Source organism: Mesorhizobium sp. EU05-FHT14A09 (assembly GCF_058790995.1).
In genome coordinates, this window is sequence record NZ_JBYTDF010000002.1 from 386,647 (window position 1) to 408,578 (window position 21,932).

Here is a 21,932-nt window from a genome sequence, read left to right on the forward strand (position 1 = left end):
CCTTGTTTGATTCTGGCGCTGACCGTTGCCGGTCAACGCTTGTGACCGGTGTCCAGCCGGCGTTCCATGAACATAGAATAGCGAGACATGCCGAAGCAGAACAGCCAGAATACCGCCGCCGCGAAAATAAGCCCCGACGCAGGTGTCTGCGGCGATGCCCATGAAGCGTCTGAGAAATTCTGGCGCACGATCGCCAGCAGGTCGAACATCGAAATGATGTAGACGAGGCTGGTGTCCTTGAACATGCCGATGAAGGTGTTGACGATGCCGGGAATGACCAGCTTCAGCGCCTGCGGCAGCACGATGAAATACATCTTCTGCCAGTAGCTCAGCCCGAGCGAATCGGCGCCTTCGTACTGCCCTTTCGAGATCGCCTGCAGGCCGCCGCGCACCACTTCCGCCATATAGGCTGCAGCAAACAGCGAGACACCGATCAGCGCGCGCAGGAACTTGTCGAAGGTGACGCCCGCCGGCAGGAACAGCGGCAGCATCACACTCGCCATGAACAGCACTGTGATCAGCGGGATGCCGCGGATCGTTTCGATGAAGACGACGCAGATCATCTTGACGACCGGCATCTTCGAGCGCCTGCCAAGCGCCAGCAGGATGCCGAGCGGCAGCGAGACGACGATGCCGACAAAAGACAGCGTCAGCGTCACCAGCAGGCCGCCCCACAGCGGGGTCTCGACATGCGGCAGGCCGAACATGCCGCCCACCAGCAGCGCGAAAGACACGACTGGCAGCACCAGGAAGAACAGTACCGCATTCAGCCCTTTGCGCGGAGCCCGCGGGATCAGCAGCGGCACAAGCAGCGCCACGAACAGGATGGCGACCAGGATCGGCCGCCAGCGTTCTTCCAGCGGATAGCGCCCAAACATGAACTGGCCGAACTTGGCGTTGACGAAGGCCCAGCAGGCACCGGACCAGCCGTCAGGCTGGATGCCTCCTTGTGCCACAGTCGCGCAGACCGACCGGTCCGGCCCGCTCCATTGCGCCTGCACGAAAGCCCAATCGATGATCGGCGGCAGGATCATGGCGACGAGGACCAGCCCCACCAGGGTGAGAATGGTGTCGCCAATCGAGGCGAACAGGTTCTTGCGGACCCAGGCTACCAGCCCACGCTCCCCGGCAGGCGCAGGCAATGCCTGCGCCATTTCGGTGCGAACCCAGGAAAGATCAGTCTGTGTCATGACCTTACCTCTCCACCAATGCCATCTTGGCGTTGACCACATTCATGATGGCCGACGTCAACAGGCTGAGACCGAGATAGACCGCCATCATGATCAGGATCGGTTCGATCGCCTGGCCGGTCTGGTTGAGCACGGTCCCGGCGATGGCGGTCAGATCGGGATAACCGATCGCGATGGCCAGCGACGAATTCTTGGTCAGGTTGAGATACTGGCTGGTCAGCGGCGGGATGACGATGCGCATCGCCTGAGGAACAACGACAAGGCGAAGGATCGGGCCTGAACGCAATCCGAGCGCCCCGGCAGCCTCTGTCTGCCCCCTGCTCACGCCGCGAATGCCGGCACGCACGATCTCCGCGATAAAAGACGCCGTGTAGAAGGAGAGCGCCAGGTAAAGCGACAGGAATTCCGGTTTGACCTGGAAACCGCCGGTCAGGTTGAAAGTCGACTTCTTCGGCATGTCGAACGACAACGGAAAACCGCTGGCGACATAGGCGAGCAATGGCAGTCCGACGATCAACGCCACGGATGTCCAGAATACGGGAAACTGCTGCCCGGTGGCCATCTGCCGCTGGCGCGCCTTTCGAGCGACGAACCAGGACATGGCGATGCCAAGCACAAAGGCCAGCAGGATCAGCCACGAGCCCTCACCCCAGACGGCGCGCGGGAAATAGAACCCGCGACTGTTCACAAAGGAGCCGAAAGGCAATTCGATACTATCGCGTGGCAGTGGTAGCACCGACAGCACGCCGAAATACCAGAAGAATATGACCAGCAGCGGCGGGATGTTGCGGAACACCTCGACATAGACCGTACAAATCTTGCGGATCAGCCAGTTGTTGGAGAGCCGGCCGATGCCGACCATGAAACCGATGATGGTTGCCGTCACGATACCGGCAAGGGCCACGATCGCCGTGTTGATCAGGCCGACGAGGATGGCGCGGCCATAGGTGTTGTCCGACGAATAGGCGATGGCGCTGTCGGCGATGTCGAAGCCGGCGCGCCCTTTCAGGAAAGCGAAGCCGGACGCGATCCGCAGGCGCTGAAGATTTTCGATGGTGTTGCCGACGATCCACCAGATAAGCAGGACCAGCGCCAGGGCAGCGACGACCTGAACGAAGATGCTGCGGACTCTCGGGTCATTGATCAAGGAGCCGCGAGCGGGCTCCTCGCGAAGAACTTCCTGCGATGCCATGGGTCAATCCCCTAATGAGAAACCGGGAGGCAGCAAAGCTGCCTCCCTCGCGGTATTCTCGATCAGCGGATCGGCGGAGCGTATTGCAGGCCGCCCTTCGTCCAGAGAGCATTGATGCCGCGCGCAATCTTGAGCGGGCTGCCGGCACCGACATTGCGCTCGAACATTTCGCCGTAGTTGCCGACGGACTTGACGATGCTGACGACCCAGTCGTTGGAGACGCCGAGATCGGTGCCAAGCTTGGTGTCGGCTTCCTGGCCGAGCACGCGCTTCACTTCAGGACCGCCCGAAGCCTTCAGCTCGTCGACATTGGCCTGGGTGATGCCGAGCTCTTCCGCCTGCAGCAGGGCAAAATAGGTCCACTTCACGATGTGGTACCACTGGTCGTCACCCTGGCGTACGGCCGGTCCGAGCGGTTCCTTGGAGATAATCTCCGGCAGCACGACATGATCGCCCGGCGACGACAGCGTCAGGCGGATGCCGTAGAGGCCGGACTGGTCGGTGGTGTAGGCGTCGCAGCGGCCGGAATCATATGCCGCATTGGCTTCCTCGACCTTCTCGAAGACGACCGGATTGTACTCCATCTTGTTTGCCTTGAAGTAGTCGGCAAGGTTGAGCTCGGTCGTAGTGCCGGACTGCACGCAGACCGCAGCGCCCGAAAGCTGGAGAGCGGAATTGACGCCCGGCAGCTTCTTGGCGTTCACCATGAAGCCCTGGCCGTCATAGTAGGTTACCCCGGCGAAGTTCAGGCCGAGCGCGGTGTCGCGATTGATCGTCCAGGTTGTGTTGCGCGACAGCAAGTCGATTTCGCCCGACTGCAGGGCCGTGAAACGTTCCTTGGCCGACAGCGGCGTGAACTTGACCTTGGTGCCGTCACCAAAGACGGCGGCAGCGACCGCGCGGCAGAAATCAGCGTCCAGGCCCTTCCATTCGCCCTTGTCGTCCGGCGACGAGAAGCCCGACAGACCGGTGTTGACGCCGCACTGGATAAATCCCTTGGCCTTGACGGCCTCCAGAGTGCTTGCGGCCGAAGCGGCGGACGCCATCAGACCCATGGTCGCCGCAGCCAGAATGCCGATTGCAATGTGTTTCATAACCCTCAGACCCTTTTTCGGTTGTTTGGGCGCATTGCCCGATTTTTTGTGCGAACCCCACCAGCCATTCCGGCCCACTTCCGGAACGCGGCTCCCTAGCCGACGCACGAGCTGTTCCCGTTCACGAAGAGCATCGAAGGCGATAATTCCCGTGAGGTCAAGAAAAATGACCGAACCGTGGCGGCCAACAAGCAAATAATATCGAGGCTCGAACAAACCTGCGCTCGCGACTGTTACGCCGTTCGGCAGATCGACGAAATTCAACTCAAAATTGCCCAAAGAACAGTACGGATTTTGCTTTACTGGTCCATCCGATGCGAGGCGCTGGCAACCGTCCGGTGGTTGCGCCATCGCCCTGCCCGCACTATCCCTTCCCAACCTCAGCAGGCAGCAGGATCATGGCAAAAAACAACGACAATTGGGGCATCAACACCCGGCTCGCCCACAGCGGCAACGATCCGCGCGACTTCTTCGGCTTTGTCAATCCGCCCGTGGTCCATGCCTCCACCGTGCTCTATCCCGATGCCGCCACCATGAACTCCCGCGGCCAGAAGTATACCTATGGCACGCATGGCACGCCGACATCGGATGCACTGGCTGCGGCGATCGATGAACTCGAAGGCTCGGCCGGGACCATCATCGTGCCGTCGGGCCTCGCGGCCGTGACGGTACCGCTGCTGGCATTCGCTTCGGCCGGCGACCACATCCTGGTTGTCGACAGCATTTATCGGCCGACCCGCCATTTCTGCGACACCATGCTGAAGCGCATGGGCGTGGATGTGGAATATTACGAGCCGCGCGTCGGCGCCGGCATCAAGGCGCTGTTCCGGCCGAACACCAAGGTCGTCTTCACCGAATCGCCGGCATCGAACACCTATGAGGTGCAGGATATACCGGCGATCGCGAAGGAGGCCCATGCCATTGGCGCGGTGGTGATGATGGACAACACCTGGGCGACGCCGCTCTATCTGCGGCCGCTCGACCATGGCGTCGACATCTCCATCCACGCCGCCACCAAATATCCGGGCGGCCACTCGGACGTGCTTCTCGGCACCGTTTCGGCCAACGAAGCCTGCTGGCCGCAACTGCTCGCCGGCTTTGATGCCCTGGGTTGCTGTGCCGGCCCCAACGACGTCTACCAGGTGCTGCGCGGCCTGCGTACCATGGGCGTTCGACTGGATCATCACGGCAGGAACGCCCTGGAGATCGCCAGTTGGCTGGAAGCACAGGCTGGCATTGCACGGGTCCTCCACCCCGCCTTGCCGAGCCACCCTGATCATAGCCTGTGGAAGCGCGACTTCAGCGGCGCCAGCGGCGTCTTTTCCATCGTCCTTGCCGGCGGTGGCCAGAAACAGGCGCATGCCTTCCTCGACGCGCTGAAGATCTTCGGTCTCGGCTATTCCTGGGGTGGCTACGAGAGCCTCGCCGTCCCCGTCTTCCTTGGCGACCGCATCATCGCCAAAGGCCCCTATGAAGGCCCGTTGATCCGTTTGCAGATCGGGCTTGAGGATATCGAGGATCTGAAAGCCGATCTCTCAGCCGGATTGGCGGCTGCCGGCAGCGCCTGACACCCTTGCAGAAACAGCGGCGCGCTCGACCTGCGCACCCTGTTCAATCGGTCGACCGATTGGGCAGGCTGCCGGCATTCCGGAGCGCGGCAACCAGCAGGCTGGTATGGCCAAGGATATCGGTCTGCGCCTGGGCCTGCAGCGACAGACCGTTCCAGTTCTCCAGCGGCTCTATGAAACCCGCCAGGGCGCCGTTGACCCTGCAGCTGTCGACCGACTGGCCATTCTTGGTCAGCGCCAGGATGCCGACATCACCGCCATAGCGGATGCCGGCGATACGCTGGAAGCGATAGTCACCCTCGACCCGCACATCGAAAGCCAGCTGCCCCGCGGTGCGCGCTGCAATGTCCGTCACCTTTTCCGAAAAGCTGGTCGGCAGCGTGCTGGCGGCCCGCACCGCCATCTCGAACAGGACTGTATCCAACTCCGCCGCCATGATGGGCCCACTGTGCTGCGGGCATCGTAACAGGCAATTGGGCCACGCGCGTTTTGCACAGCGTAGCAGTCCACTAAATTAGAACAATGTAAAATCTTTCAGCTGGTTAAGATGGTGAGCCGGGAGGGGATCGAACCCTCGACCACATGATTAAAAGTCACGTGCTCTACCGCTGAGCTACCGGCCCATCCTGGCTTTCTGGCCGGAACATCGCCCGGCTTTTGCCGACCGCGTTTCCGAATGCCGGTCCGCCTGAAAAGTGGGCGGAACATAGGGAGAGTACCCACCATGGTCAACCGGAAAAAAGCCGATTTCCAAACCGCAGCGGACAACCGGCTTTTTTCCAGCAAAAACAACGTCCATAGGCGTTGAAATCATGCTGTCAGGGTTCGCCTGACGGCGTCATGCCAGCCCTTGAGCTTGGCAGTCCGAATTTTCGCATCCATTTCCGGCTTGAAGCGGCGATCGAGCGACCAGGCCTTGGCGAAGTCCTTCATCTTCGGCCACACCCCTGCCTTGGAGCCGGCCAGCCAGGCAGCGCCGAGCGCCGTCGTCTCCAGGATGGTCGGGCGATCGACCGGTGCATCGAGGATGTCGGCGAGACGCTGCATAGTCCAGGCAGACGCCACCATGCCGCCATCGACGCGCAGCACCGTCTTGCCGTTGCCGGTCTTCCAGTCCTTCTTCATCGCATCGAGCAGGTCGCGCGTCTGGTAGGCCACCGATTCCAGCGCCGCGCGGGCAAATTCCGCAGGGCCGGAATTGCGCGTCAACCCGTAGATCGCACCACGGGCGTCGGCATCCCAGTGTGGCGCGCCGAGCCCGACGAAAGCTGGCACCAGATAAACATTCTGGGCCTCGTCGGCTTGGGCTGCGAGTTCGCCGCTGTGTTCGGCCTTGCCGATCACCTTGATGCCGTCACGCAGCCATTGCACCGCCGCGCCCGCGACGAAGATGGAACCTTCCAGGGCATAGGTCGTCTTGCCGTTCAGGCGATAGGCGATGGTCGTCAGCAGCCGGTTCTTCGAGCGCACGATGTCGGCGCCGGTGTTCAGAAGCGCAAAGCAGCCGGTGCCGTAGGTGGATTTCATCATGCCTGGCTCGAAACAGGCCTGGCCTATCGTCGCTGCCTGCTGGTCGCCGGCGACGCCGAGGATCCTGATCTCAGCGCCGAACAGGTCTTTTTCCGTCACGCCAAAATCATCGGCGCAATCCTTCACCTGTGGCAGCAATTGTGCCGGGATGTTCAGGATGCGTAGCAGTTCGTCGTCCCACGCATTGGTGGCGATGTTATAGACCAGCGTGCGTGAGGCATTGGTTGCGTCGGTCGCATGCACCTTGCCACCTGTCAGCCGCCAGATCAGGAAACTGTCGATGGTCCCGGCCAGAAGCTCGCCACGCTCTGCGCGCCTGCGTGCTCCCTTCACCTTGTCCAGCATCCAGGCGATCTTGGTGCCGGAGAAATAGGGATCGAGCAGCAGGCCCGTCTTCTTGGTGAATTTCGGCTCCAGGCCCTGCTTGCGCAGCTTCGCGCACAGCGGCGCGGTACGGCGATCCTGCCAGACGACGGCGTTGTGGATCGGCTTTCCGGTTACCTTGTCCCAGATGACGACCGTCTCGCGCTGGTTGGTGATACCTATGGCGGCGACGTCAGAAGCCTTGCAACTCGCCTTTTTCAACGCAGTCTTGACGGTGTGGACGACGCTTGCCCAGATTTCTTCCGGATCGTGCTCGACCCAGCCGGACGCCGGAAAGTGTTGGGTGAACTCCTGCTGGCCGACGCCGGCCACCTTCATGGCGCCGTCGAACAGGATCGCACGCGAGGATGTCGTGCCCTGGTCGATCGCTAAGACGAAACCTGTCATCTCTTCCCCTCATGGCGATACGAGAAGGGAGACGGCATGACGCCGCCTCCCCTTGTTTCGGATACGGGCCGTAGCCCGCACCAGGTTACTTCTGCCAGCTCTTCACCAGTTCGTCATAGTTGATGGTGATCGGCTTGTCTTTCTCGGGCTCGATCTTGAGCTGCGGCGCAAGATTACCCTTCGAGACGGCATCCTTGTTCCAGTATTCGAGATCGTGCTCCTCGGCGAGTTTCGGACCGATATCGCCCTGCACGCCGGCCTTCTCGAGGCGGCCCATCACCTTCTCCTGCTCGGCGCACAGCGAGTCCATCGCTTCCTGCGCGGTCTTGGCGCCGGAGGACGCATCGCCGATCGCCTGCCACCACAGCTGTGCCAGCTTCGGATAGTCCGGCACGTTGGTGCCCGTCGGCGACCACTGCACGCGGGCCGGCGAACGGTAGAACTCGATCAGACCGCCGAGCTTCGGCGCGCGGTCCGTGAAGCTCTTGTGGTGGATCGTGCTCTCGCGGATGAAGGTCAGACCGACATGGCTCTTCTTCACGTCGACCGTCTTGGATGTGACGAACTGCGCATAGAGCCAGGCGGCCTTGGCGCGGTCCTCAGGTGTCGACTTCATCAGCGTCCAGGAACCCACGTCCTGGTAGCCGAGCTTCATGCCGTCTTTCCAGTAGACGCCATGCGGGCTCGGAGCCATGCGCCACTTCGGCGTGCCGTCGGCATTCACCACCGGTAGACCGTCCTTGACCATGTCGGCGGTAAAGGCGGTGTACCAGAACATCTGCTGGGCGATGTTGCCCTGCGCCGGAACCGGACCGCTTTCGGAGAAGGTCATGCCTTGGGCTTCAGCCGGCGCGTAAGCCTTCAGCCAGTCCAGGTATTTCTGGATGGCGTAGACGGAAGCCGGGCCGTTGGTGTCGCCGCCGCGCGCCACGCAGGAACCGACAGGCTGCGACTTCTCGTTGACCTTGATGCCCCATTCATCGACCGGAAGACCGTTCGGAATGCCCTTGTCACCGTTGCCGGCCATCGACAGCCAGGCGTCGGTGAAGCGCCAGCCCAACGACGGATCCTTCTTGCCGTAGTCCATATGGCCGAAGACCTTCTTGCCGTCGATCTCGCGACCGTTGAAGAACTCGGCGATGTCCTCATAGGCCGACCAGTTGACCGGCACACCGAGGTCGTAGCCGTACTTCGCCTTGAAGTCGGCCTTGTTCTTCTCGTCGTTGAACCAGTCATAGCGGAACCAGTACAGGTTCGCGAACTGCTGGTCGGGCAGCTGATAGAGCTTCTTGTCCGGCGCCGACGTGAACGACGTGCCGATGAAGTCGGCAAGGTCGAGGTTCGGATTGGTGACATCCTTGCCTTCGTTCGCCATCCAGTCGGTCAGGTTGCGGACCTGCTTGTAACGCCAGTGCGTGCCGATCAGGTCGGAATCGTTGACCCAGCCGTCGTAGAGGTTCTGACCCGTCTGCATCTGGGTCTGGATTTTTTCGACGACGTCGCCTTCCTGGATCAGGTCGTGCGTCAGCTTGATGCCGGTGATTGCCGAAAAGGCCGGCGCCAGCACTTCCGATTCATAGGAGTGCGTGGTGATGGTTTCCGACACCACCTTGATCTCCATGCCGGCGAACGGCTTGGCGGCGTCGATGAACCACTGCATTTCCTTTTCTTGGTCGGCGCGCGGAAGCGTCGATACGTCGCCGATTTCCTTGTCCAGGAAGGCTTTCGCCTCGTCCATGCCTGCGTAGGCGTTGCCCATGCCAGCAAGCAGGGCAAGCGCGGTGGTCGATATCAGAAATTGCCGTCGCATAAGTCTCCTCCTCAATAAGTTTGATATGCTCCGGATCGGCAGCGGACTGGCTGCCTCCCCGACGGTTTTCTCCCTCTAAACGTAGCGGAACACCGCTACGGCGTAGGCCACGGAGAGAGCGAGAGCCCACCACAGGCCGGCTCCAACGAGACCCAGCCAAGCGAGATGAATGAAGGCGCTGCCAAGCAGCGTGATGAACAGACGGTCGCCGCGCGTCGTCTCGAAACGCAGCACGCCGACACGCGGATTGCCGCCGGGCGACGCATATTCCCACACTGCCATCAAAGACAGGATGCCGAAGATGGTGAGGAAGAACATGGCAGTCGGGAAGGTCCAGGCCATCCAGCCGCCGGCGATCAAAGGTGCCCCCCAGGCGCGCACGCCGTCCTGAGCCGGGACGAATGCGGCCAGCAGCCCCGATGCGCCGAGATAGACGGCGATCACGATGATGAGGGGAACGATCCAGTTCCGGGAAACAGCCATCAGACCCTCCCCAGGGCGAAGCCCTTGGCGATGTAGTTGCGGACAAACCAGATCACGATGGCGCCGGGGATCAGCGTCAGCACGCCGGCCGCGGCAAGCAGGCCCCAGTCCATGCCGGAGGCCGAGACCGTGCGCGTCATGACGGCAGCGATCGGCTTTGCGTCGGTGGTGGTCAGTGTGCGTGCAAGCAGCAGTTCCACCCATGAGAACATGAAGCAGAAGAACGCGGCGACACCGATGCCGCTCGCGATCAGCGGCATGAAGATCTTGAAGAAGAAGCGCGGGAACGAATAACCGTCGATATAGGCCGTCTCGTCGATCTCCTTCGGCACGCCGGACATGAAGCCTTCCAGTATCCACACCGCCAACGGCACGTTGAACAGGCAGTGTGCCAGCGCCACCGCGATATGCGTGTCGATCAGGCCGAAGGCGGAATAGAGCTGGAAAAACGGCAGTGCGAACACGGCGGGCGGCGCCATGCGGTTGGTCAGTAGCCAGAAGAACAGGTGCTTGTCGCCCAGGAAGCGATAGCGCGAGAAGGCGTAGGCCGCGGGCAAGGCGACAGCGACCGAAATCACCATGTTCATAACGACATAGGTGATGGAGTTGACGTAACCCATATACCAGGACGGATCGGTGAAGATGATCCGGTAGTTACGCAGCGTCGGTTCGTGCGGATAAAGCGTCAGGCCGGACACGATCTCCGTGTTGGTCTTGAAGCTCATATTGACGAGCCAATAGATCGGCAGCAGCAGGAACAGGATGTAGAGCGTGGGAATCACCCACCAGAATTTCGATTCCTCGCCCCGCTTGCGCATGCGGCGCGCCAGCTGTTCCTGCGAAAGACCGCTTCTCAGCGAACCGGCGGCGATCGCCGTATCCGTCGGGTTGGTCCGTTCGTTTGCGTTCGCCATATCAGCGCTCCGCGTCGTAGTTGGTCATGACGGTGTAGAACACCCATGACAGCAACAGGATGATCAGGAAGTAGACCAGCGACATCGCCGCCGCCGGACCGAGGTCGAACTGGCCGAGCGCCGTCTTGACGAGATCGATGGACAGGAAGGTGGTCGAGTTTCCGGGGCCGCCGCCGGTGACGACGAACGGCTCGGTGTAGATCATGAAACTGTCCATGAAACGCAACAGGACGGCAATCAGCAGCACGCGCTGCATCTTCGGCAGCTGGATGTAGCGGAAGACTGCCCAGCGCGAGGCGCCGTCGATCTTGGCGGCCTGGTAGAAGGCATCCGGGATCGAGACCAGACCCGCGTAGCACAACAGCACCACAAGGCTCGTCCAGTGCCACACATCCATGATGATGACGGTGAACCAGGCGTCGATCGGGTCCTGCACATAGTTGTAGTTGAAGCCCAGTTGGTTCAGGTAGTAGCCGAACAGGCCGATGTCGCTGCGGCCGAAAACCTGCCAGATCGTGCCGACGACGTTCCATGGAACCAGCAGCGGCAGCGCCATCAGCACCAGGCAGACCGGAACGCCCCAGCCCTTCTTCGGCATGTTGAGCGCAATCAGGATGCCGAGCGGCACCTCGACGGCCAGGATGATGGCCGAGAACACCAGGTTGCGGCCCATCGCCTGCCAGAAGCGCGAGGAGCCAAGCAATTCTTCGAACCATTCGGTACCGGCCCAGAAGAACTGGTTGTTGCCGAAAGTGTCCTGTACCGAATAGTTGACCACGGTCATCAGCGGGATAACGGCGGAGAAAGCCACCAGCACCAGCACCGGCAGGACAAGAAACCAGGCCTTGTTGTTCCAGGTCTTCTCCATCGTCAGGCCCTCATCTCGACGCGCCAGGAATCGGCATAGACATTGATGCCGGCCGGTTCGAAACGCAGCTTCGGCTCAGCAGGAATTTCTTCGTCTTCGCCGATGATCGCCGCGATCTCGCGGTCTTCCAGCCTGGCGCGGACCACCTTGTGGCGTCCGACGTCCTCGACCTTGCTGATCGACACGCCAATGCCGACTCGGCCGAGGCGCACATATTCGGGCCTGATCCCGAGTTCCATCGAGCCACCGGTCTTCTCCGGGGCTCCGGGCAGCACGATCGCCAGGGATCCCAGCTTGGCCGTCTTGCCCTGGACCTCGATCGGCAGCACGTTCATGCCCGGCGAGCCGATGAAATAGCCGACGAACGTGTGTTTCGGCCGTTCGAAAAGCTCGGCCGGCGTACCGATCTGAACGATGCCACCGTCATACATGACCACCACCTGGTCGGCGAAGGTGAGCGCTTCGGTCTGGTCGTGCGTGACATAGACCATGGTGTAGCCGAAGCGGCGGTGGAGCTGCTTCAGCTGCGAACGCAGCACCCATTTCATATGCGGGTCGATGACGGTGAGTGGCTCGTCGAACAGGATCGCGTTGACGTCGGAGCGCACCAGGCCGCGGCCGAGCGAGATCTTCTGCTTTTGGTCGGCGGTCAGTCCTCTCGCCTTGCGTTTGGCCCAGTCGGCCAAATCGATCATGTCGAGCGTCTCGCGCACCTTGCGATCGATATCGGCCTCCGGCACCCCGCGATTGCGCAGCGGGAACGCCAGATTGTCGTAGACCGTCATGGTGTCGTAGATGACCGGGAACTGGAACACCTGCGCGATGTTGCGTTCCTGGGTCGACAGGTTGGTGACGTCGTTGCCGTTGAACAGCAGCCTACCGTGCGAAGGATGCAGCAGACCGGAAATGATGTTGAGCAGCGTGGTCTTGCCGCAGCCGGAGGGCCCGAGCAGCGCGTAGGCGCCGCCGTCCTGGAAGGTGTGATGCACCTCCTTCAGCGCGAAGTCCGTGTCCTTCTGCGGATTGGGCAGGTAGGAGTGGCGGATGTGATCGAGATCGATGCGTGCCATGCCGCGCTCCTATGCCGCCAGCCGAGCCGCGCCGACCGAACGGCCTGCCGCGTCGAAGACCATGATGTGGCGGGGATCGATGAACACCTCGACCTCGTCGTCGGTGGTGAGGTCGAGAATGCCGTGGGACAGCATGACCCAGCGCGCATCGGCGAAATCGAGATGCACGAAACTTTCCGAGCCGGTGATCTCGGTGATCGACACCTTGGCCCGCACCGGCACGGCCTGGTCGTTCGGCCGCTGCAGCGAAAGGTGATGCGGCTGGAAGCCGATCGTATAGCTGGCATCGGCAACGCCGGTGATGTCGGCCGGCACAGGCAGGCTCACGCCGCCATCGAGCAGGAATTTGGCGCCGGATTTTCGCAGGACGATTGTGTTCAGCGGCGGATCGGCGAAGGTGCGGGCTGTGATCAGGTCGTTCGGCTTGCGGAAGACCTCGATGGTCGGCCCGAACTGCGTGACCCTGCCCTCCGACAGCGTCGCTGTATTGCCGCCGAGCAGAAGAGCCTCATGCGGTTCCGTGGTCGCATAGACGAAGATGGTGCCCGCTTCGGCGAAAATCCTCGGCAATTCGGCGCGCAGTTCTTCACGCAGCTTGTAGTCGAGATTGGCAAGCGGCTCGTCGAGCAGCACGAGGCTGGCATTCTTGACGATGGCGCGAGCGAGCGCCGTACGCTGCTGCTGGCCGCCGGACAGATGAAGCGGCGTGCGCTCCAGATAAGGCGTGAGTTTCAGGAGGTCCGCGGCCTGCCGCACTTCGCGATCGATCCTGGCCTTGTCAACGCCGGCGACGCGCAACGGCGAAGCGATGTTCTCATAGACCGTCATCGCCGGGTAGTTGATGAACTGCTGGTAGACCATGGCGACATTGCGCTTCTGCACCGGCACGCCGGTGACATCCTTGCCGTCGAACCAGATCGAGCCCGCGGTTGGCCTGTCGAGCCCGGCCATCAGTCGCATCATGCTCGTCTTGCCAGACAGCGTCGGCCCCAGAAGCACGTTCAGGGAGCCGTGCTGCAGCGTCAGCGATACGTCGTCGATGTGCGTTGCAGCACCCACGACCTTCGAGACGTTCCGCAATTCCAGCATTCGGTTTCCTCCCTATGCCGCGCTATTCGGCGGCGGCGATGTGCGGGCCGCTGATACGGCGCAGAAATGCTTCCAGCTGGGCGGTCTGTTCACGGTCGAAATGCAGGCCGCGCTTGGTCCTGCGCCAGAGGATGTCCTCGGCAGTCCGCGCCCATTCATGTTCAACGAGATAGCGAACCTCCGCCTCGTAGAGGTCCGCGCCGAAATCCTGGCCGAGGTCGCTCGTCGACTTGGCCAACCCCAGCAGCGTACACGCACGCGTACCGTAGAGCCGTACCAGACGCCGCGCCATGCGGGTTTCCAGGAACGGGTACGAAGCCTTGAGTTTCGCGACCTCTGCTTCATAGCCGGTTGCCGGGAAATCGCCGCCCGGCAGTGCACCCTTTGCCGTCCAGGGCTCGCCGCGCTTGCCAAGAAAGCCTTCGATCTTCTCCAGCATGGATTCCGCCAGCCGGCGATAGGTGGTGATCTTGCCGCCAAAGGCATTGATGAGGGGGGCGACGCCCTCCCCGCCTTCGGCCTTCAGCACATAATCGCGCGTCGCTTCCTGCGCCTTGGAAGCGCCGTCGTCGAAAAGCGGGCGAACCGCCGAGTAGGTCCAGACAATGTCGGCTCGCGTCACCGGATCGGTGAAGTAATCGCTTGCCGCCGCGCACAGATAGTCGATCTCGCCTTCGCTGATTGTCACATTGTGCGGATCGTCGGAATAGTCGCGGTCGGTCGTGCCGATCAGCGTGAATTCATCTTCGTAAGGAATGGCGAAGATGATGCGGCCATCCTTGTTCTGGAAGAAATAGGCACGCGGATCGTCGAACTTCTTGCGCACGACAATGTGGCTGCCCTGCACCAGGCGCACATTGTGCACATCGTTCTTGCCGACTGTCTTCGCCAGGACATGATCGACCCAGGGACCGGCGGCATTGACCAGCAGCTTCGCCTTGACCGTCTCGGTCTTGTGGTCGCGCAGGTCTTCGATCGTGATCGCCCAGAGGTCGCCTTCGCGACGCGCGGCAACCACTTTGGTGCGGGTCCTGATGATCGCCCCTCGGTCGGCGGCATCGCGGGCATTCAGCACGACCAGTCGCGCGTCGTTGACCCAGCCGTCGGAATATTCGAACGCCTTGGAAAACAGCGGCTTGAGTGGCTTTCCGGCTGGATCGCGCCGCATGTCGAGCGTCTTGGTAGCCGGCAAAAGCTTACGCCCGCCGATATGGTCGTAAAGGAAAAGCCCAAGCCGGAGCATCCATGCCGGACGTGGTCCGCCGTCGAAGAAAGGCAGCACGAAACGCATCGGCCAGATGATGTGCGGCGCATTGCGCCACAGAACCTCACGCTCCATCAGCGCTTCACGCACGAGACGGAATTCATAGAATTCGAGATAGCGCAGGCCGCCGTGAATAAGCTTGGTCGAGCCGGAGGATGTCCCGCTCGCCAGATCACTCATCTCGGCGAGGAACACGGAATAGCCACGACCGGCCGCGTCGCGCGCAATGCCGCAACCATTGATGCCGCCGCCGATGACAAAAATGTCATGGACCGGAGTTCCGTCCAAAATGCCCTCCCACGTTTCGCATTGCAGCATAACAAGCCGCATTTCGAAAGCACTTGGATGTTATTTCGAAAACAGAACGAATGTCAAACGAAATTCAGATCAACCAAAAACGCTAGCGCGTCTCCATATCAGGATCGTGACGTCTCAATGAGCTGAACCTCGGATTCCGTGCAGATCTTGCGTACTGACGGGATGTCGCAACGGTCGGTTATGAAGGTGTTGACCTGCGAGAGATGACCGATACGAACCGGTGCGGTGCGTTCGAATTTCGTGCGGTCCGAAACCAGGATGACGTGGCGCGTGTTGGCAATGATGGCTTGCGCGACCTTCACTTCGCGAAAATCGAAATCGAGCAAAGCCCCGTCATGGTCGATGGCCGACGCGCCGATCACCGCATAGTCGACCTTGAACTGCTTGATGAAATCGACTGCCGCCTCGCCGACGATACCGCCATCAGAGCCGCGGACCACACCGCCGGCTATCACCACTTCGATGGAAGGATAGACCCGCATCCTGTTGGCAACATTGATGTTATTGGTGATCACCATGAGGCCGGCATGATCGAGCAGAGCCTTGCTGACAGCTTCGGTCGTGGTGCCGATATTGATGAACAGCGAGGCGTTGTCCGGGATGAGCCGTGCAGCGGCAAGACCGATCGCTTCCTTTTCATTGGCCGCGATCTGTCGCCTCGCCTCGTATTCCATATTCTCGATGCCGGACGGGAACAGCGCACCGCCATGGACGCGCGTCAGAAGTCGCTGGTCGCACAAGTCGTTGAGATCCTTGCGGATCGTCTGGGGCGTCACATCGAAATGCGCGGCAAGATCATCCACCAGCACACGCCCTGCCTCCTTGGCCATCTGGATGATCTCGGCATGGCGCGGCGACAGATACATTAAGGCAGTTCCCATTTTCGTTTTGTTATTCGCTAGCCAAAAACGAAAATGGAAGAAATGCAAGAGCCAGCAGCGGCGAACGTCCAGCCCGCCGCATCCGTTGTATCTTTAAGAAGGCTACGAAAGGTTGCGCGCGATCTCGACGATCACGCCGAAGGCGGCCTCGACATCCTCTCGTGTCGCTTCGAACTGTCCGACCTGGAAACGAATCGCGACCTGGTCGTCGACGCGCGTCTGCGTGAGATAGATGCGGCCATCATCGTTGATGGCGTTGACCAGCCGCAGATTGTGTTCGTCCGCGTCACGCCCCTCGCCTGCGCGATGGCGGAACGAGAACAGAGACAACATCGGCTCAGTCACCAGCTCGAAATCCGGCTCTTTCGAAAGCCGCTCCGCCAGAGCGGCACTCCAGGCGACATGGTTGCGTATCATGGTGCGCAGGCCTTCCAGCCCATGTGCGCGCATCAGGAACCACAGTTTCAGTGCACGGAAACGCCGGCCCAGCGTCACCGTCCATTCCGAGTAGTTGATGATGCCGTCGTGGCCATGTGTTTTCAGATATTCCGGTTTGATCGCCAGCGTGCGTACATGGCTCTCGGGGTCGCGCACGAACTGGATCGAACAGTCGAAACTGGCGCCAAGCCATTTGTGCGGGTTGAAGACGATGGAATCGGCATTCTCGATGCCATGCCAGAAATGACGATATTCCGGGCAGATCATTGCCGCACCTGCCCAGGCCGCATCGACATGCAGGTAAAGATCGTGACGGCGGGCGATTTCCACCACCGCTTCGATGTCGTCCGTACCGCCCGTGCTGGTGCCGCCGACACAGGCGACGATGCCTGCGGGAAGGAACCCTGCCTCCTTGTCGGCAAGGATCGCAGCTTCCAGTGCGGCTGCATCCATGGAGCGCAACGGTCCGGTTGTTGGGATCCGGACAAGGTTCTCGTCACCGATTCCGGCGACCCAAATGGCGCGATCGATCGATGTATGCACCTGGTTCGAGCTGTAGATACGCAGTCGCTTCTGCCCGGGCAGGCCTTTCCTGTTGCCATCCCAGTCGAGGGCCCGCTCACGCATGGTGAGGATGGCGGCCAGCGTAGCGGACGAGGCCGAGTCCTGGATCACGCCGGAGAAACCGTCCGGCAGCCCCAGAGCCTGGCGCAACCAGTCGATCATCTTCGTTTCGAGTTCGGTCGCGGCAGGTGACGTCTGCCACAACATGCACTGCGCGGCGACGGCGGTGACAAGATATTCGGCAATCACCGATACGCGCGCGGCGTTGGCCGGAAAATACGCGAAGAAACGCGGATGCTGCCAATGCGTCATGCCGGGCATCACCTTGGCCTCGAAGTCGGCGAAGATCGCTTCCATTGCCTCGGGCTGCTCGGGCGGCGATGCCGCGATCTGTTTCAGGATCGATCCCGGCGCCACCTGCGGCCGCACCGGCCTGTCGCGCACGGTGTCCCGGTAGTCCGCGCCCCAGTCCGCAGCGCGCCGCGACCACGCGCGGAATTCTTCGCTATCCATACCGCCTCCTCCTTGAGCTCGGTCCGATAATGATTAACGAGTGCATTATGGCGCTGGGCAACCGCGCGCAAGACTGCGCTGGCGCTATTTGACGTCGCTTGCGCGGCTATTGTTGCACGACGGTGATGGAAACGGCGAGTTGCTCGCGCCCCTGGCCCAGCCGAATGCCGGAAACCGGCATCGCGTCGCGATAGTCGCGACCGGTCGCGACACGAACATAACGCTCGTCCGGTGAAATGCCGTTGGCGGCGTCGAACGACACCCAGCCCAATCCTGCGACATGCGCCTCGGCCCACGCGTGACTCGCCACCTGCTGTGAAACACCGTCCATCATCAGGTAACCACTGATGTATCGGGCTGGCAGACCAAGAAGCCGCGCCGCCGAAATGAAGACATGGCTGTGGTCCTGGCACACGCCGGTGCCCAGGCTGAGCGCTTCCTCGGCCGCCGTTTCGGCGCTGGTGCTGCCCGGCAGATAGTTGATGCGATCGCGCACCAGCCCCATCAACCTGTGCAGCCGTTCGATCTCGGGGCCATCGCCGAGATCTGCGACAAGGCCACGGATCCCATCGCCGGCTGTCGTCAGCGGCGTCTCGCGCAGGGACAGCCACAGCGGTGCGAAACCCTGGTGCGGTCCGTACACGCCTGCCTTGTCGATCGTCTCCACTTCGCCAGACGCCTCGATTGCGATGACGCGCGATGCTCCTTCGACACTGACCAGGCGCGTGTCGTTGGCGAACTGGTCTCGGAAGTGCACCTCTTCCTTGGCGCCTTCGATCTGCAACGCCCAGGAGCGCACCGTCTGAGTCGGACCCGAACCCGGCAGAAGCCGCAGGCGCTGCAATGCATAGCTGACCGGGGTGTCGTAGCTGTATTCGGTCCGGTGCGTGATCTTCAGGCGCATGATGGCCAACTGGGACGTATTGCGTTCAAATCGGGACGAGTTGAAATCACGGACTCCATCTCCTAATAGAAACGGTAGTCTTCGGCGATCTGGTCGCCCAGCCGCGTGTTCTCGGCAATGAAGTTGCCCAGGAATTCATGCAACCCGGCATCGAACACATCCTTGATGGAGCCGACCTTCAGCATCGCATGAATTCGCTCCGCCGTGGCATGGCTGTCGTGGCGCGCGCCATAGTCACCGCACAGGAAATTCAGGTGTTCGAGGATGAAGCGATAGCAGAAGGTCAGCGAGCGCGGCATGCGCGCATTGACGATCAGATAGTCGGCGATGTTCGTCGGCTTGTATTCTGCCTCGTAGACCCAGCGATAGGAGCGATGCGCCGACACCGAGCGCAGGATCGATTCCCACTGGTAGTTGTCGAGCGTCGAGCCGACCCAGGAGATCGACGGCAACAGCACGTAGTACTTCACATCCAGGATACGGGCGGTGTTGTCGGCCCGCTCGAGATAGGTGCCGAGCTGCGAGAAATCGAAAATCTCGTTGCGCAGTTGCGTGCCGAACAGCGAACCGCGGATCAAGGCCGTCTCGCGTTTGACCGCATCCAGCACCGAAGGCAGGTCGCGCTGATCGATCGGCCTGGCCAGCATGCGCTTCAGCGCCATCCAGGCCTCGTTGGTGCTTTCCCAGGTCTCGCGCGTCAGCGCGGTGCGCACCATGCGCGCATTGTTGCGCGCCGTCTCGATCGACGACATGACGCTGGACGGGTTCGACGTGTCGCGCAGCAGGAAGTCGGCGACATTGGCCGCCGTGAACTCCGAGTATTTCTGCGCGAAAGCTACATCGGAACCGGCGCTGATCACCACCGAATGCCATTCTTCCGAAGCATCCTGGGTGCGTGTCAACGCCATGCGCAACCCGGCATCGACCAGCCGCGCCATGTTTTCCGCCCGCTCGATGTAGCGGTTCATCCAGTAGAGGCCGTTGGCGGTGCGTCCGAGAAGCATTAGCAGGGCCTCCCGCAGGCAGTAGGCAATAGGCAGTCGGCAGTAGGATCAATTGAGAAAAACGCCAAGTCAGACACTCCTCTGTAAGCCTCTGATAAGACTACGAAGCATCTTCCCAACTTCCTCCGATTTTCGAAGCAGCTCGTCCTGCTGGATTGAGGTGAGGTAACCGACCCGCGTGGCAATGATGATATGCGTTTCTAACTCCTTGAGCGATCCTTGAGCCGTGCGCAGGAACTGGACATATGATCCAGTTTGTTCTCTCTCGTACCCCTCTGCAATGTTTGCAGCGACGGAGGCGCCTGATCGACGGATTTGCGAAGTCAGGCCATACGTCTCGCTCGTGGGAAAAGCCTTCGTCTCATCGTAACAGGCAACCGCCAAGTCCATCGCCACCTGCCAAACCCGCAGATCTCGATAAGATTCGATGAGACGTTTGGTCAGGCCTTCGCCAATCTGGCTCACCCTTGGCGTCTCCCTTACTGCCTACTGCCCACTGCCTAATGCCCACTCAATCATCCAGCACCCATGTGTCTTTTGTGCCTCCCCCTTGAGAGGAATTGACCACCAACGAGCCTTCCTTAAGCGCCACCCGCGTCAGCCCGCCTGGCACCAGCTGAATGCGGTCGGAGACAAGTACATAAGGCCTCAGATCGACATGGCGTGGCGCGAGGCCCTTCTCGGTCATGATCGGGCAGGTCGAGAGGGCCAGCGTCGGTTGGGCGATGTAGTTGGCGGGCTTGGCGGCGAGCTTCTTGGAAAACTCCTCGCATTCCTTCTTGGTCGCAGCCGAACCGATCAGCATGCCGTAGCCGCCCGACCCGTGCACTTCCTTGATGACCAGTTCCGAGATGTGTTCCTGGACATATTTCAGGCTGTCCGGTTCGGAGCAGCGCCAGGTCGGGGTGTTGCCGAGGATCGGCTTGCGACCGGTGTAGAACTCGACGATCTCCGGCATGTAGGAATAGATCGCCTTGTCGTCGGAAATGCCGGTGCCCGGGGCATTGGCGATCGTGATGTTGCCGGCGCGGTAGACATCCATGATGCCGGGCACGCCAAGTGTGGAATCCGGCCGGAAGGTCAGCGGGTCCAGGAACGCGTCATCGACGCGGCGATACAGTACGTCGATCTGCTTGTAGCCTTCCGTGGTGCGCATCGCGACATGACCATCGACGACACGCAGGTCCGGCCCTTCAACCAGTTGCACGCCCATCTGATCGGCCAGGAAAGCGTGTTCATAATAGGCGGAATTGTAGATGCCCGGCGTCAGCACCGCGATGGTCGGCGTTCCTTCGACGCCTCTGGGCTTCACGGCAGCCAGGGATTGCCTGAGCAGCGCAGGGTAGTTCTCGACGGGCCGCACCTTGATCTGCTGGAACAACTCGGGAAAGAGCTGCATCATCGTCTCGCGGTTCTCCAGCATGTAGGAGACACCCGATGGCGTGCGGGCATTATCCTCCAGCACATAGAATTCGTTTTCGCTGATGCGCACGATGTCGACGCCGATGATGTGCGTGTAGACGCCGGCCGGGGGCCGCACGCCGATCATCTCTGGCAGGAATGCCTCATTGGCTGCAATCAGCTGTTTGGGAACGCGCCCTGCGCGCAGAATCTCCTGGCGATGATAGATGTCATCCAGGAAGGCATTGAGTGCCTGTACCCGCTGCTCGATACCCAACGCCAGGCGGCGCCATTCCCGGCCCGAGATGATGCGTGGCACGATGTCGAAGGGAATGAGGCGTTCCGAAGCCTCCTGCTCGCCATAGACGGCGAAGGTGATGCCGGTTTTGCGGAAGACGCGCTCGGCATCTTCCATCTTCTGGGTAAGTCGGTTTGGGTCTTGTTCTTTTAGCCAGCGATCATATGCCGAGTATGGTCTCCTCAGCCCGGTCGTTTCCGGAAGCATCTCATCGAAAGCTGCCAAACGCGTACTCCCCTCTGACGCCATTTCAACTGACGTCGGAGGAGAAAATCAAGCGCAATCGGCGATTTGCATCGTTACAGCCGCCCATCCGTCAAAATTGCACGATCGGCAGGCGGCAAAGCAGCTTTCGAGGCAGCGGATGCCCGTTTGGCGTGCATTGCGCCGCGACTTAGAACGCGCGGAACGTCACTGTGGTGAAAGTGTCGGAAATGCCGGGAATGACCTGCACCTTCTCGTTGACGAAATGGCCGATGTCCTGATCGTCGTCGATGTAGAATTTCGCGAGCAGATCATAATGGCCGGCAGTCGAGTAGATCTCTGAGGCGAGTTCGGCGTCAGCAAGCGCGGCGGCCACTTCGTAGGCCTTGCCGAGTTCGCATTTGAACTGCACAAAAAACGTCTTCACGGAGCGGCCTTCCTTTGTGTTTCGTTTCCGTTTTGGCAGACGCGCCCAACGCATTCAAGCTGCTTTCGAGCAGGACGGCAGCTCCTGCGCTTGCCGTGGCGGTATGTTGACAGGCATGATCGCCATCGCTTCAAATT

At 61.0% G+C, this 21,932-nt stretch carries 20 protein-coding genes and 1 tRNA gene; 1 reads left to right on the forward strand and 20 read right to left on the reverse strand.

Going from position 1 to position 21,932, the window contains the following annotated elements:
- Positions 1-32: 32 nt before the first annotated feature.
- The 3 genes from AC3WTO_RS09275 to AC3WTO_RS09285 form a co-directional block, all read right to left on the reverse strand.
- Positions 33-1,190, reverse strand: coding sequence for an amino acid ABC transporter permease (locus AC3WTO_RS09275; protein ID WP_492460417.1), 1,158 nt, complete (start codon positions 1,188-1,190; stop codon positions 33-35).
- Positions 1,191-1,194: 4 nt separating this feature from the next.
- The gene (locus AC3WTO_RS09280; protein ID WP_492460418.1) at positions 1,195-2,382 is read right to left on the reverse strand and encodes an amino acid ABC transporter permease; all 1,188 of its coding nucleotides are present in this window, start codon (positions 2,380-2,382) and stop codon (positions 1,195-1,197) included.
- A gap of 62 nt (positions 2,383-2,444) precedes the next feature.
- Positions 2,445-3,476 carry an amino acid ABC transporter substrate-binding protein gene (locus tag AC3WTO_RS09285; RefSeq protein ID WP_492460419.1) on the reverse strand — a complete coding sequence of 344 codons (1,032 nt, stop codon included), beginning with the start codon at positions 3,474-3,476 and terminating at the stop codon, positions 2,445-2,447.
- A gap of 398 nt (positions 3,477-3,874) precedes the next feature.
- Between AC3WTO_RS09285 and AC3WTO_RS09290 the strand changes: the two genes are divergently transcribed.
- Positions 3,875-5,044, forward strand: coding sequence for a cystathionine beta-lyase (locus AC3WTO_RS09290; protein WP_492460420.1), 1,170 nt, complete (start codon positions 3,875-3,877; stop codon positions 5,042-5,044).
- A gap of 43 nt (positions 5,045-5,087) precedes the next feature.
- Here AC3WTO_RS09290 and AC3WTO_RS09295 read toward each other — a convergent pair whose 3' ends face one another.
- The 17 genes from AC3WTO_RS09295 to AC3WTO_RS09375 all read right to left on the reverse strand — a co-directional run bounded on the left by AC3WTO_RS09295 (position 5,088) and on the right by AC3WTO_RS09375 (position 21,795).
- Positions 5,088-5,480: a hypothetical protein gene (locus AC3WTO_RS09295; protein ID WP_492460421.1), complete on the reverse strand. Its 393-nt coding sequence runs from the start codon at positions 5,478-5,480 to the stop codon at positions 5,088-5,090.
- Between the two features lie 112 nt (positions 5,481-5,592).
- Positions 5,593-5,667 (reverse strand) — tRNA-Lys (locus AC3WTO_RS09300).
- Between the two features lie 187 nt (positions 5,668-5,854).
- The gene (glpK, locus tag AC3WTO_RS09305) at positions 5,855-7,345 is read right to left on the reverse strand and encodes a glycerol kinase GlpK (RefSeq protein ID WP_492460422.1); all 1,491 of its coding nucleotides are present in this window, start codon (positions 7,343-7,345) and stop codon (positions 5,855-5,857) included.
- Between the two features lie 85 nt (positions 7,346-7,430).
- Positions 7,431-9,155, reverse strand: a complete 1,725-nt coding sequence (locus AC3WTO_RS09310; protein WP_492460423.1) for an ABC transporter substrate-binding protein — start codon at positions 9,153-9,155, stop codon at positions 7,431-7,433.
- A gap of 75 nt (positions 9,156-9,230) precedes the next feature.
- Positions 9,231-9,638, reverse strand: a complete 408-nt coding sequence (locus AC3WTO_RS09315) for a DUF2160 domain-containing protein (RefSeq protein WP_492460424.1) — start codon at positions 9,636-9,638, stop codon at positions 9,231-9,233.
- Positions 9,638-10,552: a carbohydrate ABC transporter permease gene (locus AC3WTO_RS09320; protein WP_492460425.1), complete on the reverse strand. Its 915-nt coding sequence runs from the start codon at positions 10,550-10,552 to the stop codon at positions 9,638-9,640. Before AC3WTO_RS09320 ends, AC3WTO_RS09315 begins: the two co-directional genes overlap by 1 nt.
- A gap of 1 nt (position 10,553) precedes the next feature.
- A complete protein-coding gene (locus AC3WTO_RS09325; RefSeq protein WP_492460426.1) occupies positions 10,554-11,420 on the reverse strand; it encodes a carbohydrate ABC transporter permease in 867 nt (288 codons plus the stop codon).
- 2 nt (positions 11,421-11,422) lie between these two features.
- Positions 11,423-12,490 (reverse strand): ABC transporter ATP-binding protein, encoded by a 1,068-nt coding sequence (locus AC3WTO_RS09330; RefSeq protein WP_492460427.1) that lies wholly within the window; start codon positions 12,488-12,490, stop codon positions 11,423-11,425.
- Positions 12,491-12,499: 9 nt separating this feature from the next.
- Positions 12,500-13,579: an ABC transporter ATP-binding protein gene (locus AC3WTO_RS09335; protein ID WP_492460428.1), complete on the reverse strand. Its 1,080-nt coding sequence runs from the start codon at positions 13,577-13,579 to the stop codon at positions 12,500-12,502.
- A gap of 22 nt (positions 13,580-13,601) precedes the next feature.
- Positions 13,602-15,161: a glycerol-3-phosphate dehydrogenase gene (glpD, locus tag AC3WTO_RS09340; RefSeq protein WP_492460844.1), complete on the reverse strand. Its 1,560-nt coding sequence runs from the start codon at positions 15,159-15,161 to the stop codon at positions 13,602-13,604.
- Between the two features lie 98 nt (positions 15,162-15,259).
- Positions 15,260-16,027, reverse strand: coding sequence for a DeoR/GlpR family DNA-binding transcription regulator (locus tag AC3WTO_RS09345; RefSeq protein ID WP_492460845.1), 768 nt, complete (start codon positions 16,025-16,027; stop codon positions 15,260-15,262).
- A 117-nt stretch (positions 16,028-16,144) separates the two neighbouring features.
- Positions 16,145-17,557 (reverse strand): pyridoxal phosphate-dependent decarboxylase family protein, encoded by a 1,413-nt coding sequence (locus AC3WTO_RS09350; protein WP_492460429.1) that lies wholly within the window; start codon positions 17,555-17,557, stop codon positions 16,145-16,147.
- A 106-nt stretch (positions 17,558-17,663) separates the two neighbouring features.
- Entirely contained in the window at positions 17,664-18,461 is a 798-nt protein-coding gene (locus tag AC3WTO_RS09355) for a transglutaminase family protein (RefSeq protein ID WP_492460430.1), read from the reverse strand.
- A 62-nt stretch (positions 18,462-18,523) separates the two neighbouring features.
- A complete protein-coding gene (locus tag AC3WTO_RS09360) occupies positions 18,524-19,465 on the reverse strand; it encodes an alpha-E domain-containing protein (protein ID WP_492460431.1) in 942 nt (313 codons plus the stop codon).
- Between the two features lie 69 nt (positions 19,466-19,534).
- A complete protein-coding gene (locus AC3WTO_RS09365; protein ID WP_492460432.1) occupies positions 19,535-19,930 on the reverse strand; it encodes a four helix bundle protein in 396 nt (131 codons plus the stop codon).
- Between the two features lie 46 nt (positions 19,931-19,976).
- Entirely contained in the window at positions 19,977-21,389 is a 1,413-nt protein-coding gene (locus AC3WTO_RS09370; protein ID WP_492460433.1) for a circularly permuted type 2 ATP-grasp protein, read from the reverse strand.
- A gap of 169 nt (positions 21,390-21,558) precedes the next feature.
- The gene (locus AC3WTO_RS09375; protein ID WP_492460434.1) at positions 21,559-21,795 is read right to left on the reverse strand and encodes an Lrp/AsnC ligand binding domain-containing protein; all 237 of its coding nucleotides are present in this window, start codon (positions 21,793-21,795) and stop codon (positions 21,559-21,561) included.
- Positions 21,796-21,932: the final 137 nt, after the last annotated feature.